This is a genomic window from Synechococcus sp. 65AY6A5, assembly GCF_002760415.1.
Classification (GTDB): Bacteria; Cyanobacteriota; Cyanobacteriia; order Thermostichales; family Thermostichaceae; genus Thermostichus.
On record NZ_AXUW01000001.1, the window covers coordinates 2,181,513 to 2,194,631 of the forward strand.

14 protein-coding genes and 2 pseudogenes are annotated in these 13,119 nt (G+C 60.8%); 8 read left to right on the top strand and 8 right to left on the bottom strand.

Annotated features, from left to right (window positions below; genetic code table 11):
- Position 1: 1 nt before the first annotated feature.
- Both SYN65AY6A5_RS10340 and SYN65AY6A5_RS10345 read right to left on the bottom strand, forming a co-directional pair.
- Positions 2-790 (bottom strand): Ig-like domain-containing protein, encoded by a 789-nt coding sequence (locus SYN65AY6A5_RS10340; RefSeq protein ID WP_011429083.1) that lies wholly within the window; start codon positions 788-790, stop codon positions 2-4.
- A 259-nt stretch (positions 791-1,049) separates the two neighbouring features.
- Complete coding sequence (locus tag SYN65AY6A5_RS10345) at positions 1,050-1,355, bottom strand: AbrB family transcriptional regulator (RefSeq protein WP_346426048.1); 306 nt, start codon at positions 1,353-1,355, stop codon at positions 1,050-1,052.
- Positions 1,356-1,767: 412 nt separating this feature from the next.
- Between SYN65AY6A5_RS10345 and coaBC the strand changes: the two genes are divergently transcribed.
- The 4 genes from coaBC (at position 1,768) to SYN65AY6A5_RS10365 (ending at position 5,953) form a co-directional block, all read left to right on the top strand.
- Complete coding sequence (gene coaBC / locus SYN65AY6A5_RS10350; RefSeq protein WP_099812599.1) at positions 1,768-2,991, top strand: bifunctional phosphopantothenoylcysteine decarboxylase/phosphopantothenate--cysteine ligase CoaBC; 1,224 nt, start codon at positions 1,768-1,770, stop codon at positions 2,989-2,991.
- Positions 2,992-3,045: 54 nt separating this feature from the next.
- A complete protein-coding gene (locus tag SYN65AY6A5_RS10355) occupies positions 3,046-3,804 on the top strand; it encodes a hypothetical protein (RefSeq protein WP_011429080.1) in 759 nt (252 codons plus the stop codon).
- A gap of 187 nt (positions 3,805-3,991) precedes the next feature.
- Positions 3,992-5,110, top strand: coding sequence for a calcium/proton exchanger (gene cax / locus SYN65AY6A5_RS10360; protein ID WP_011429079.1), 1,119 nt, complete (start codon positions 3,992-3,994; stop codon positions 5,108-5,110).
- A gap of 39 nt (positions 5,111-5,149) precedes the next feature.
- Positions 5,150-5,953: a mechanosensitive ion channel family protein gene (locus SYN65AY6A5_RS10365; protein ID WP_099812601.1), complete on the top strand. Its 804-nt coding sequence runs from the start codon at positions 5,150-5,152 to the stop codon at positions 5,951-5,953.
- A 32-nt stretch (positions 5,954-5,985) separates the two neighbouring features.
- Here SYN65AY6A5_RS10365 and SYN65AY6A5_RS10370 read toward each other — a convergent pair whose 3' ends face one another.
- From SYN65AY6A5_RS10370 to SYN65AY6A5_RS10380, 3 genes are all read right to left on the bottom strand, one after another.
- Positions 5,986-6,225 (bottom strand): DNA-directed RNA polymerase subunit omega, encoded by a 240-nt coding sequence (locus SYN65AY6A5_RS10370; protein WP_011429075.1) that lies wholly within the window; start codon positions 6,223-6,225, stop codon positions 5,986-5,988.
- A 93-nt stretch (positions 6,226-6,318) separates the two neighbouring features.
- Positions 6,319-7,236: a permease-like cell division protein FtsX gene (locus tag SYN65AY6A5_RS10375; protein WP_099884374.1), complete on the bottom strand. Its 918-nt coding sequence runs from the start codon at positions 7,234-7,236 to the stop codon at positions 6,319-6,321.
- A gap of 92 nt (positions 7,237-7,328) precedes the next feature.
- Positions 7,329-8,075 (bottom strand): ATP-binding cassette domain-containing protein, encoded by a 747-nt coding sequence (locus tag SYN65AY6A5_RS10380; RefSeq protein WP_240531031.1) that lies wholly within the window; start codon positions 8,073-8,075, stop codon positions 7,329-7,331.
- A gap of 204 nt (positions 8,076-8,279) precedes the next feature.
- Here SYN65AY6A5_RS10380 and SYN65AY6A5_RS14810 point away from each other — a divergent pair.
- A pseudogene (locus SYN65AY6A5_RS14810) lies at positions 8,280-8,487 on the top strand (hypothetical protein); the annotation flags it as partial.
- A 38-nt stretch (positions 8,488-8,525) separates the two neighbouring features.
- On the opposite strand, the gene SYN65AY6A5_RS10390 reads toward SYN65AY6A5_RS14810, so the two are convergent.
- Complete coding sequence (locus SYN65AY6A5_RS10390; RefSeq protein ID WP_011429066.1) at positions 8,526-9,257, bottom strand: WecB/TagA/CpsF family glycosyltransferase; 732 nt, start codon at positions 9,255-9,257, stop codon at positions 8,526-8,528.
- 89 nt (positions 9,258-9,346) lie between these two features.
- Here SYN65AY6A5_RS10390 and SYN65AY6A5_RS10395 point away from each other — a divergent pair, with 89 nt between their 5' ends.
- The gene (locus SYN65AY6A5_RS10395) at positions 9,347-10,273 is read left to right on the top strand and encodes an alpha/beta fold hydrolase (protein WP_099812602.1); all 927 of its coding nucleotides are present in this window, start codon (positions 9,347-9,349) and stop codon (positions 10,271-10,273) included.
- Positions 10,274-10,309: 36 nt separating this feature from the next.
- On the opposite strand, the gene SYN65AY6A5_RS10400 is transcribed toward SYN65AY6A5_RS10395, so the two are convergent.
- Positions 10,310-10,792, bottom strand: a complete 483-nt coding sequence (locus SYN65AY6A5_RS10400) for a pyridoxamine 5'-phosphate oxidase family protein (RefSeq protein ID WP_011429064.1) — start codon at positions 10,790-10,792, stop codon at positions 10,310-10,312.
- A gap of 159 nt (positions 10,793-10,951) precedes the next feature.
- On the opposite strand from SYN65AY6A5_RS10400, the gene ilvA reads away from it, so the two are divergent.
- Together ilvA and SYN65AY6A5_RS10410 are read left to right on the top strand one after the other, a co-directional pair.
- Complete coding sequence (gene ilvA / locus SYN65AY6A5_RS10405; RefSeq protein WP_099884376.1) at positions 10,952-12,463, top strand: threonine ammonia-lyase, biosynthetic; 1,512 nt, start codon at positions 10,952-10,954, stop codon at positions 12,461-12,463.
- A gap of 101 nt (positions 12,464-12,564) precedes the next feature.
- Positions 12,565-12,786 carry a high light inducible protein gene (locus SYN65AY6A5_RS10410; protein ID WP_011429062.1) on the top strand — a complete coding sequence of 74 codons (222 nt, stop codon included), beginning with the start codon at positions 12,565-12,567 and terminating at the stop codon, positions 12,784-12,786.
- Between the two features lie 203 nt (positions 12,787-12,989).
- Here SYN65AY6A5_RS10410 and SYN65AY6A5_RS10415 read toward each other — a convergent pair.
- Positions 12,990-13,119: pseudogene (locus SYN65AY6A5_RS10415) on the bottom strand (IS200/IS605 family transposase); the annotation flags it as partial.

Here is a 13,119-nt window from a genome sequence, read left to right on the forward strand (position 1 = left end):
ACTAGTTGCCCGCCTGAGCGCGGGCGCTGCTGCGGGGGGCCCCATCTTGGACGATCCAAGTGCGGACGATCTCCACCTCCTCCGGCGTCCAAAAGCCCAGACGAGAGAGGGGCAGCCCGCGGGCCTGGAGGTAGGCGATCTCCGGGGATCCGCCGCGGGCCTGAGGGCGGTTGGGGTTGTTGGCGTTGAGGATGGTGGCGTGGCGGCGCGTCCAGCGGGGATCGATCAACTCGCTGTTGGGATCCCCTGGCTTGACGTAGGCCAGAACCGCTTCGTAGCTGTCCAGCAACTGGGTGCGCTGTCGCCCTGCCGGCTGGTGGCAGCCGACACAACTGGCCTCCAGCAACGGCTTGATGTCCCGCTCGTAGGTAAACTGCGGCTCGGTGCGAAAGCGCAGTTGGATGGTCTGCTCCAGCGGCAGCCCCTCCTGCGGCGCGATCGTGAGGGTGTAGTCGGTGCTAAAGCGCAAGGGATCCCGAGGTTTAAGCAACAACTCGTCTCCCTGCACGTCGAAAATGACCGCTGCCGGCGGCTCCAACTGAACCGCCAGCCGTTGTAGATTGGGATCCAGCGGCCGATCGAATTGCAGCCGTAGAACCCCGTCCACAAAAACATCCTGCTGCTCGGGGGCTGGCTGAGAGGAGACCCACTGCAGCGGCGCATTCGATTGCGACTCAACCTGCAGATGAGGCTGAACGGCCCAGAACACCACTGCCAACACCACCAGCCCCACCCAAATTCGCCAGCGTCGCCACCGACGGGCCAGGTTCTGTGCAGTTGGAGTGTACATTGCCGCCGCCCTCATGAACTTTAACTTTTGTCAGAATAACGAAGCCCTCTGCGCTTCAGCCATCAATTGATACCTATTGATACAGATGATACAGACAGATAGGGATCCTCAACGAATACGAGGATCCCTTGTCCGCCTAAAAACAGGGTGACGATGGAGGGAAAGAAGCATCTCGCTCTTCCCTAACCATCGAGGGCTTTACCCAAGCTGAAACGCTGTTATCAGCAGAGAGAACCTCGACAAGGCAGGCGACAGGAAATCAGTCGATGCGCTCTAGCTTGATGTTGTGGTGGCCCAACTTGATCTCGAACTGATCCCCCGGCTTGAGGCCCATCTTCTTGGTGTAGGCAGCTCCGATGAGGAGGTTGCCATTCTTGTGAACCGAAACCCGGTAAGTCGGAGCCCGACCGCGGGAACCGTTCTCATCACTAGCATCGAGATCCACACCGACTGCCTTCAGCAAGGCATTGTTGAACTGCATCAGATTCACTCGCTCCTGACCATTCTTGGTATAGGTGACGTAGCCACAGGCGCGAGCTTTTTCCTTGCGATCCGCATTTCCCATCGAAGTTACCTTGTCGAGGAGCTCTTGGCCAGTGAGTGGTTTTGGTTTACCGGTCGTAGTCATATCAAGATGGCTCAAGGACAACAGTTAGTGTAGCCAAAAACAAATAGCGATTGCAATAAGTTGCCTTCAACTCTTTCTTATTAGAGGAGACAAGTTCGGCAAGCGGAATGGGATCTGAAGAGGCGAGTGCGCAAAACAGCAGTAGCGAATTCCCCCTGCGGGACAGAACCTGTAGAGTCGAGGTCGGACTTGCGAAAGAGGGGTTCTCCCCAGGCAAGCCCTAGGCTCGCAAGTGCTGTTCTCGGCGGGATCGGCGGCCTGAGCCCTAGCACTTTGGGCGAGGGATTCCTGTTGTGTTGCTGGCAAAGGCAGGGAAACTGGAAACAGGGCTGTTTGAGTATTCGCTGATATGGATCCCTTTTGGTCGGGGCGGCGTCTGCTGGTTGGGGTGAGCGGGGGAATTGCTGCCTACAAAACTGCGGTTTTGGTGTCTGCTCTGGCCCAGCAGGGGGCAGAGGTGAGGGTGGTTTTGACGCAAGCTGCACAACAGTTTATCTCCCCGCTGACGTTTGCCACTGTGTCCCGTCAGCCGGCTTTTACAGATGCCGAGTTCTGGCAAGCTGCGCGGGGACGGCCGCTGCACATCGAGCTGGGGGAATGGGCCGAGGCTCTCCTGATTGCGCCGCTTTCGGCCAACACCTTGGGCAAGCTGGCCCAGGGGCTGGCGGACAATTTGCTCACCAACGTGGTTTTGGCCTCCCACTGTCCGGTGGCCTTGGCGCCGGCCATGAATACCCACATGTGGAAGGCTGAAGCAGTGGCCGAGAATTGGCAGCGGCTGCAACGGGATCCCCGCTTCTGGGCCTTGCCCACGGCCAGGGGCCGCCTGGCCTGCGATGCGGTGGGGGAAGGGCGCCTGCTGGAGCCAGAGGCGCTGCAGGAGTATGTGCGGGCTCTGCTCTGGACAGGGGGGCAAAAAGACTGGCAAGGGAAGCGGGTGTTGGTGACGGCAGGAGGCACCCGCGAGCCCATCGACGCGGTGCGCTTTATCGGCAACCCGGCCAGTGGGCGGATGGGGGTGGCGCTGGCGGTGGCCGCCGCCTGTCGGGGGGCCGAAGTCACGCTGGTGCATGGGCCGCTGGGGATCCCCTTTGATCCAGCACCCTTCGCCATTCGGGCCATCCCGGTGGAGACAGCAGCCCAACTGGAGCAGGTTTTGCGGGCGGAGTTTCCCCAGGTGGACGTGCTCTGGATGGCAGCGGCAGTGGGGGATGTGCGGCCCACGCAGACCTATGCGGGCAAGCTGGCCAAGGCCGAGCTGCCCCTGCTGCTGCCCTTGGAGCCTGTCCCCGATTTGGTGGCAGCCCTAGCCCGTCACCGACGTCCCGGCCAGCTTCTTATCGGCTTTGCTGCCCAGAGCGGGGATCCTCTCCCCCCGGCCAAGGAGAAGCTGCAGCAGAAAGGGCTGGACGCCATTGTGGCCAACCCCATCGACCAGCCGGAGAGCGGCTTTGGCAGCAGCCACAACCAAGGCTACTGGATCCCGCGGCAGGGCAACCCGGAACTGCTCCCGTTGGCCACCAAATCGACCCTGGCTCACCGGCTGCTGGATCTGGCCCTGCGCCTAGGCTGACTTGGATAGCCGGCCAAAATCAGGTACCTTTGAGGCTAAGCGCAGAGGGATCCGATGGCGATCATTGTCTTGAGAGCCTGGTATTTGGATTCGGTGTTGTCTGCCTCCCAAGTGCAACAGCGAGCCCCTGACTTGCGCCTAAGCCGTACCGGCCTCCTGAAAACGGCGATGCGAGCCGATTTCCTCGACGATGTGGAGCAGGTGAAGGCCTCTGTCTGGTGGCAGCGCTACTTGGAAGGGGAGCTGGTGGAGTTTTACATCGAGGGCAGCGGCGCCTACAGCATCTCCAACCTCGATTTAATCAGCCGCGAGATCTACTTCAATAAGCGGGCTGCCCTAAGCATCACGGAGCCGGCCATCTACTTCTGTGGCCAATCAGATTACCCCGACTCCAGCGCCACGCTGCACCAGGCGTTGCAGACGGTGGTGGAGGCCATTAACCGCCATCATCAGCCGGTTCTTCCGCTACAACTGCAGGGATCCCCAGAGACACCCCTCATCGACGCAGCGCTGATTCGCAAGCTCAAGCAGGCGTTGCTGGTGGTGGCCGATGTCACCCCTGTGCAGGTCAATGGCCGGGGGCGGCCTCTGCCCAGCCCACAGGTCTGTCTGGAGCTGGGCTATGCCCTGCAATCGAAGCGCCCCGAGCAACTGCTGCTGGTGCAACTGCCCCGCCACGGCATCGAGGGATCCTTTCCCTTTGAGGTGGAAGGCAGCAGCTTTTTGAAAATCGGCGATCCGCAGCACCTGGTGGATCAACTGGGAGCCGAGCTCCTCCGCCTGCTGCAGCGCCATCGAGTCATCTCCCTCTAATGGCAGTACCTACTCAAGCCTCCCTGGCAGCAGCTAGACTGCTTTGGAAGGCCGCTGCTGCCGCCGCCACACTTCTGAAACTATCTATCAGCCTCTATTCCCCGGAACTATGACTCTGGCCGATGCAAATTCTCTGGTTTCCTCAGTTCGCCCTGCAGCAGGCTGGCAGAGAGCGCTGAACGGCTTGATGTTCCTGCTGCTGCTGGGGGTTCCCCTCTCGTGGACAGGCCACTTGCAGGGCTGGGATCCCAATCTGGTCTTCCTTTGTGCGGCCTTGGCGGTGGTGGCCTTGGCGAAGTTTATGGGTCAAGCCACCGAGGAGATCGCTGCCTTGACCGGGCCGACGATCGGGGGACTGATCAACGCCACCTTTGGCAACGCCACCGAGCTAATCATTGGCCTGGTGGCGCTGCAGGCGGGACTGGTGGAGGTGGTGAAAGCCTCCATCACCGGCTCGATCATCAGCAACCTGCTGCTGGTGGCCGGGCTGGCCATGTTTTTGGGCGGCATTAAGTTTCGCGAGCAGAGCTTTCGGCCCGAAGTGGCGCGTATGAACGCCTCGGTAATGAACCTGGCGGTGGTGGCCCTGATCTTGCCCAGCGTGGTCACCTATGCCGACGCCAACTTGGGCGCGCTCTCCATCCAAGAGCTCTCTACAGCGGTGGCTTTGGTGCTGATCGGGGTTTATGGCCTTACCTTGCTGTTTTCCCTCAAAACCCACAGCTACCTTTACACCATTCACGAGGCAGAGGCGGCAGAACATGAAGCCGCTGCCCGTCTCGCCCCCAATCCGGTTTTGCAGGCAGAGGGATCCATTCCCCAAGTGTTGACGGCCCCGCCCGAGCGGGCCGGTTTGGGGTTTTGGCTGTTGGCCCTCTTGGGGTTGACGGTGTTGGTGGCGCTGGAGTCGGAACTGTTGGTGAGCACCCTGGAGCATACTCTGGAGCACTTGCACATTACCTCGCTGTTCATGGGGGTGATTTTGCTGCCGATCATCGGCAATGCGGCCGAACATGCGACGGCAATCACGGTGGCCATGAAAGACAAGATGGATCTCTCCTTCTCAGTATCTCTGGGCTCGACGATGCAAATTGCCCTGTTCGTGGCGCCTCTGTTGGTGCTGGCCGGGAACGTGCTGGGCCAGCCGATGAACTTTAACTTCGGCACAGTGGAGCTGGTGGCCATTGCCGTCTCGGTGTTGCTGGTCAACTCCGTCAGCAGCGACGGTCGCTCCAACTGGCTGGAGGGGCTGTTGCTCTTGGCCACCTATGCCATTCTCGGCATTGCTTTTTTCTTTTTGGAGTGAGGTTGTTCAAGTACTCCACACCGCGGACGCAAACGATTCATGTTGCGCCAGCTGCGACCGGTAGATAAGTCGGGGAAAATGGGATCCCTGCTGTGGCCGCTCCTTTTCGGCGCGTCCCTCGCCCTATCTCCGGCCATCGAGCCTGCCTGGGGGCAGGAAACTTCTCAAAACCACGGCACCGCCTCCAACGTGCCTTTGCTCAGCCGCTTGGATGCTCTGGAAGAGCTGCGGCAAGCGCTCAGCCTGCCCACCGCTTCCATCCAAACGGAGGCCGTGACACTGGATGGGCGGCGGCTGTTCTTGGTCGCCGCGCCACAGGGGGATCCCGGCAGCCTGCCGCCGGTGTCGCAGCGGGCCCGCTCCATTCCCAACAGCGCCATTCGGGTGGTGGAGAACCTCTCCAACGGCTGGTCGCGGGTGGATCTGGGGATCGTGATCGCCTACGAAAACGACCTGGAACAGGCCATCCGCATTACCGAGCAGGTGGCTCTACAGATGTATCGGGAGCCGGCCTGGCGGGACAAGATCCGCGAGCCCCCCGAGATGCACGGCGTCGATGACCTGGGGGAGCGGGGGATTACATTGCGCATCTGGATCAAGGTGCAACCGCTGCAGCAGTGGCGGGTGACGCGGGAATACCGCCGTCGCCTCAAGCATGCCTTCGACCAAGCCGGGATCCAGATCCCGTTTCCGCAACAAGCCCTCTGGTTCCGCAGCCCACTGGAGATGCGCATCCAGGGCCTCAGCCCGGAAGAAACCCACCGCCTTTTGCACCCAATGGAGTCACGGCTGAGCAACCCCGATCCCATTTCTGAGGAGCGAGCCGGCCAACTTCCTCCCTAGCTGGCCATCGCAGCTCCAAGGGGGCCAGGCGGCTACTCGTCGCCGATGATTTCCGGCTCGGTCAGCTCATCGGACATTTCGATGATGGCGCGGCGAATGGGCTTCATCCAGCCCTCTTCCACATCGTTGGGGTCATCGTAGCGGCGACGCTTGGCCCGATTGGCCACCTGCACTGTGATGCGATAGCGGTTTTTGGAAGCGTTAATTAACGCCTCTACCCGACGCATCAGCTCGTCGTTGTCGATGCCCAAGTGAGGGTTACGCAAGGTCATGGTCGGCGTCTTGTTACCAGGTAGCCTTTTATCTTAGCAAACCTCTCGCAGCTCATAAGGGCGTCAGCCCGGCCCAGGGCGAGGGATCCCCGATCAAAACCAACGCCCCGCCGACTTGCGCACTGCAATCAAGCTGCTGCTGGTGCCCAGAAAAACCCCCATCCCCAGCAACAGCAGCGGCAGAAACCAAAACTCCGCCTGGCCGGGATCGGCCTGCATCACCTTGAGGAAGGGCAGCGCAATCAACTGCTCCAGCGCCTCCTGCAGTAACTGTTGGGATCCCAGAACCAAGCCCCAAGCCCCCAGCGCACTGACTACCCCGAACAGGCAGCCCTGCAAAATAAAGGGCAAGTAAATCCAGGTCGCCGTCGCACCCACCAGTTGCATCACCTCAATCTCCCGCCGCCGCGCCATGACAACCAGGCGAATGGTGGTAGTGATCACCGCCACTGCCGTCAGGGCCAACACCCCGGTGATGCCCAGGGATCCCAGACGTAGCACCTCCTGGATTTGGGCCAGTTGCTCCACAATGCGGTCGCCGTAGTACACCTCGTCTACCCCCTCCAGTTGGCGGATCTGCTCGGCCACTTGACCTAGGATCTCGGCAGAATCGGCCTTGACTCGCAGGGCATCCACCAAAGGGTTATCCCCCAACTGGGTCTCCAGGGCCGCCTCATCCTGGATCCCCATCTCCAGCAAAAGGTCGCGCCAAGCTTGCTCTTTGGTGATCACCCTCACCTCCGCCACATGAGGCAGTTGGGCCACTTGGGGCTGCAAATCCACCCCCCGGCGTTCCGGCTCCAGATAGACGGAGATCTCCAGTTGCCCCCCCAGCGACTGGACCGTTGCATCCACCCCCCGAGACAGCTCCACGCCGATCCCCACCAGAAACAGCAACACCAACAGGGTGCTCACCGCCGCCCAGTTTAGCCAGCCTCCTCGCCGCAACCCCAAAAAAGTTTCCTGCAGGAGGTAGCGGATTTTGTTGAGAAATCGGGAGAGAGAGTGCATGCTGCCTACCGTCCAAGAGTTTGCCCGCTCTAAGCTTTAGCGTCGCAGTTGTGGAGAGGAAGATGGGGCTGCGCCGCTCTGGCGGGAGCCCCTCAGCGCATATCGTACAGATGTCCTCCCTCCAGGCGCACCACCCGGTGACCCGCCCGCTCCACCAGATAGGGGTCGTGGCTAGTCATGAGGATCGTCACGCCAAAAGAATTGAGCCGCTCCAGGATTTGGAGCACCAATAGGGAGTTTTCCCGATCCAGATTTCCCGTCGGCTCGTCGGCCAGCAACAAGACGGGCATGTTGACAATGGCGCGGGCCAAGCTGAGGCGCTGTTGCTCCCCTCCCGAAAGCTCGTCCGGGAAGCAATCCCGCTTCTCGGTCAGCCCCACCATCTTCAAAGTCGGCCCCAGGCGGCGGCGAATCTCTGCTGGGGAAAGTCCCTGGGCGCGCAGCACAAAGGCCACATTTTCCGCCAGGGTGCGATTGGCCAAGAGGCGATAGTCTTGAAAAACCACCCCCAAGCGCCGCCGCAACATGGCTAGGGGGCGGGGCGGGATGCGGTAGGGCCGTCGCCGACCTTCCGAAGAAAACAGACACACCCCATCCACTATCACCGTGCCCTCGGTGGCCTGTTCGGCCCCGTAGAGCAGCCGTAGCAGGGTGGACTTGCCCGCCCCCGACACCCCGGTTACGAACACAAACTCGCCGCGGCGCACCTCCAAGTTCACATCTCGGAAAACCCAGTTGCCGTTGGGAAAGACCTTGCTCACCCCCCGCAGCGACACCATGCTCTCAGCGCTACCTAGGGCTGGCAGGGATCCGGTCTGGGGCTTGCGGTAGAGGCCCAAGGTGGTTTCTGGGTCGGTTGGGACGAGGAGGGAGGGGTTTGGGGCTGTACCAGCCCAAGGGTGAAGGCGGGGAGCGTAGCCGATGTGCTGACCAAGCATCGTGGTAAAGCGCCTAGAGAGAAGGGAACGAGTGGAGCTGCCAGGCTAGGAGCATGACTCTAGTCAATAATAAGCTCAACTATACTGAAAATAATGTATAATATGTTCAGTACGGATTACTACCAGTTGATCTTTCTGTTTACTTTCGAGTCTGCCAACATGGTAGCCAAAGCAAAGCAGAAAATTGGTAGTAAGACGACACGGAAACTGCGCTTTGGGTATTCTACTCAAAGCTTTGCGGGATACCGCCATTCTGTTTGGACTCCGTCCCGCTAACGCGAATGGAAACAAGCAGAATGCTATCGCTGCATAGTTGAACAGTGATGTTCAGCAGTGTTCAGCGTAAATGTATCAGCGATCCCACAGCACCCGCCAGGCAAACCTGGGCAAAGCCAACATGCGTCGCCAGCGCCAAGGTTCCTGATAGAGACGATACAACCATTCCAGGTGATGGTCACGCCACCAGCGCGGGGCTCGCCGTTTTTGGCCGGCCCAAATGTCGAAGCTGCCCCCCACCCCCATCCAGATGGCCTGGGGCAAGAGGCTGCGCCATCTCTGGATCCACAGCTCCTGGCGCGGGGATCCCAGCCCCACCCACACCAGTTGGGGTTGGATTTTCTGGAGAGCTTGCAGAAGTTTTTCCTCTTCGGCGCCAGAGAAGTAGCCGTGATGGCCCCAAATGGACAGAGAGGGAAAGTGAGCTTGCCACTGCTGAACCGCTGCCCGGTTGACTGCCGGCCTTCCTCCCACCAAGGCCAAGCGCCACCCCCGTTCTGCTGCCCGCGAGATCAAAGCTTCGGCCAGCTCGATCCCCGGCACCCGCTGGACACGGATCCCCTGCCGCCGCAAAGCCCACACCACCCCCGCCCCATCTGGGATCACCAGCTCAGCCTCCTGCAGCACTTGGGCAAAGGCCGGATCCCGCTGCGCCTGCATGATCATCTCCGGATTGCAGGTGACTACCTGAGCACCCAGGCCCTGGCTGATGCGGGCTTCAATCCAGGCGGTATAGCTCTGCAGATGGGTTTCCGGCAGGGTAAGGTGCAGGTTGACGCCCAAAAGGGAGTAGGTTACCAACGACATTGCCACGGGCCTAGGGAGAGAACTTGCTTCCCAATCCAGATTGTGCCAACAAAAAAGAGCGCTATCCTTCGGGGTGAGATAGGGATTCCATGCTCTCTGAACAGCCTTCTACAAGCGTCTTGGCCCCCCGCGAGGGGCGCTGGCTCTGGCAGGGCCAGTCCATCCGCTACCAACAGGCGGGATCCGCCGGCCCGGCGGTGGTGCTTATCCACGGTTTTGGGGCCAGCAGCGACCACTGGCGGAAAAATTTGCCGGAGCTGGGGCGGCACTGCCGCGTGTACGCCCTTGACCTCCTGGGATTTGGGGGATCCGCCAAGCCCTTGCCGGGATCCCCTTTCCCCTACACCTTTGAAACCTGGGGCGCCCAGGTGGCCGATTTTGGGCGGGAGGTGGTGGGGGAGCCAGCTTATCTGGTGGGCAACTCCATTGGTTGCATTGTGGCCTTGCAGGCGGCTGTTTTCGAGCCAGGCCAGGCCTTGGGGGTGGCGATGTTGGATCCCTCACTGCGGCTGTTGCACGAGCGCAAGCGTCGCCAGATCTCTTGGCTGCGCCGCCGAACCACCCCCCTCATCCAGTCCTTGCTGGGGTGGCCCCCCTTCGGCCGGTTTTTCTTTGCCCAGATAGCCCAGCCCTGGGCCATTCGCAACATCCTCCTCCAAGCGTATGGGCGCAAGGAAGCGGTTACGGAAGACCTGGTGCAGCTTTTGCTGCGACCGGCCCTCGATCCGGGAGCGGCAGAGGTGTTCTTGGCCTTTGTGCGCTACTCCCAGGGGCCCTTGGCCGAGGATCTCCTGCCCCAGGTCACCTGCCCCGTCCTCATCCTCTGGGGAGAGGTGGATCCCTGGGAGCCCATTGCTTTGGGGCGGGCCTTGGCCGAGTTCCCCTGCGTGGTGGGGTTCATCCCCCTGCCGGGAGTTGGCCACTGCCCCCAAGACGAGGCCCCGGAGCTGGTCAACCCGCTGCTGCTGGCTTGGATCCGGGATCCCACCCGAAAACCTGAGCTCGGGATCCCCTAGCAACTCCCGCGAGGAGGAAGGTCTGGGTTCTCCCGCCTAAGAGCGACCGAGGTGCTCCAGTTGATCCAGGTTGGGGCCGCTCAGCCGGAAGGCCTGGCCAAACCCCTGAATGAAGCTGCCGCCGGTGGGGGTGATCTGGCAGAAGTGGAAGTCCGCTAGGCCCAGGATCATCTCGGCAATCTCGTACTTGGCGCGATAAAGAGCCTCGAACCCCTGGGCTTGCGCTTCCTTGCGGCTGAGGAACTGGGCTTTTCCGCTCACCATCACCCGCGGCAAAGCGTGGTTGCTGCGGGGATCCCCCGGCGTGGGCGGCTCGTGGATGAGCAGGCTGGCTCGCGGATCCGCCCGCAAAGCCTGGGTGTGGGAAGAAAGGTCGCTGATGACAATGGCAAAGCGCAAGGGATCCCACTGCACCACGAAGGGCACCAACGATACCGCCGGGGATCCGTGATCCAGCACCGCCAAGCTGGCCACCGGCTGGCCCTCCAGCAGCGCCTTCAACTTTTCCTGCGCCGACATCGCTTTTTCTCCCATTGCCCCTGCTATTATCCCCAAGCCCCCCTCGTTTGAGAAGGGTTGGATCCCTGGGATAATATCCATTGCCCGTTTGAGCAGCCCGCACCACCGGGAGCAACGTTTTTCGACATTTTTCAACCCTATCGACGTCGATACATCCCGATGTATTGTGACTATCTTGTTCAGATCCTCACGGCTCGCGTTTACGACGTCGCCCAAGAAACCCCCCTGGAGCCGGCTTTTAACCTCTCCCGCCGCCTGAACAACCAGGTCTGGCTCAAGCGGGAAGATCTGCAGCCGGTTTTCTCCTTTAAGCTGCGGGGGGCCTACAACAAGATGGCCCACCTGCCTCCGGAGCAACTGGCGCAAGGGGTGATCGCGGCCTCTGCGGGCAACCACGCCCAAGGGGTAGCCCTGGCAGCGCAGCAGCTGGGCACCCACGCGGTCATCGTGATGCCCGTCACCACCCCCCAGGTGAAGATAGACGCGGTGCGGGCGCGGGGGGCCCAGGTGGTCTTGCACGGCGACACCTTTGACGATGCCTATGCTCACGCGCGGCAACTGGAAGCCGAGAAAGGTTTGACCTTCATCCATCCGTTCGACGATCCCCTGGTGATCGCTGGCCAGGGCACCATCGGCATGGAGATCCTGCGCCAGTCTCAACAGCCCATCCACGCCATCTTCGTCGCCGTCGGCGGGGGCGGCCTGATCTCGGGCATCGCCGCCTACGTCAAGCGCCTGCGCCCGGAGATCAAAATCATTGGGGTAGAACCGCTGGACGCCGACGCCATGTACCGCTCCCTACGAGCTGGCCGAAGGGTGCGCCTCTCTCAGGTAGGCCTGTTTGCTGATGGGGTGGCGGTGCGAGAGGTGGGGGAAGAAACCTTCCGCCTCTGTCAGCAGTACGTGGACGAGATCCTCTTGGTGAGCACCGACGACACCTGTGCCGCCATCAAGGATGTCTTTGAAGATACCCGCTCTATTTTGGAGCCCGCCGGCGCCTTGGCCATTGCCGGCCTCAAAGCCTACGTCAGCCGCACCGGCATCCAGGGACAGACCCTGGTGGCGGTGGCCAGCGGGGCCAATATGAACTTCGACCGCCTGCGCTTTGTGGCCGAGCGAGCCGAGATCGGCGAACAGCGGGAGGCCATTTTCGCCGTCACCATCCCCGAAGAGCGGGGCAGCCTGCGTCGGTTCTGCGCCCACATCGGCCAGCGCAACCTCACCGAGTTCAACTACCGCATTGCCGATACCCACGAAGCTCACATCTTTGTCGGCCTACAGGTGCGGGATCGGGCCGATGCCCAGGCAGCGGCCCTGGATCTGGAGCGGGCTGGCTTTAAGACCTTGGATCTCACCGACGACGAGCTGGCCAAGCTGCATCTACGCCACATGGTGGGGGGGCGCTCCCCCCTGGCCGAGAACGAGCTGCTCTACCGCTTCGAGTTCCCGGAGCGGCCCGGGGCCCTGATGCAGTTCTTGTCTTGCATGAGCCCCAACTGGAACATCAGCCTCTTTCACTACCGCAACAACGGCGCCGACTACGGTCGCGTCCTCATCGGCATGCAAGTGCCCACCTCGGAAATGCCCGCCTGGCAGCGCTTTCTGGATACCCTGAACTATCGCTACTGGGACGAAAGCCACAATCCGGCCTACAAACTCTTCCTAGCCTAGTCAGTGTCGGCTTGTTGCGGGGGTGAACAAAGTTGTAAACAAAACTTTACAGTCCTATGTAGAGCGCGCTACGCTAGTAGAGAAAAAGCAAGGAGAATCCTATGAGCAGATATCGCTCCGTCGTAGTCGAAGAAGGTGGCCGCCTCAACAACTACGCCATCGAGCCGGAGATGTACGTGGACACCGTTCCGCGGGTGGGCTTCACCGACTATGCAGAGCGCTTGAACGGGCGTTTGGCGATGATCGGTTTTGTTGCCCTGATCCTGTTTGAAGCCTTGTCTGGCACTACTCTCATCGGCTGGCTGCAGTCCCTGGGGCAGTAGAAGAGGGGAAAGCAAGCCGTGGCTTGTGAAATCCGAGGCGGTCAACCTGGGAGTACAGGCGATCTTTGCCTGAACAAGCCCTTCCTTGGCTGACTTTGCACACAAAAGGATAGCTTGGTAGCCCCGCACTTGAGTGCGGGGCGGAAAAGCCCGCTAGCCACTTTAGTCGCTTACCCATGATGGGGGTCGTTGATATAGTTTCATAGCTCAAACAACCTCTTCCTGACTTCTCCCACCAAGACCTCTCTCCTTACTCTTTGGCCAAAAAATAAGATAAACAACCGCTAGCCCCACAGCATGGTTGTAGTGATTGTACCGTTGACTTTCCTCTCG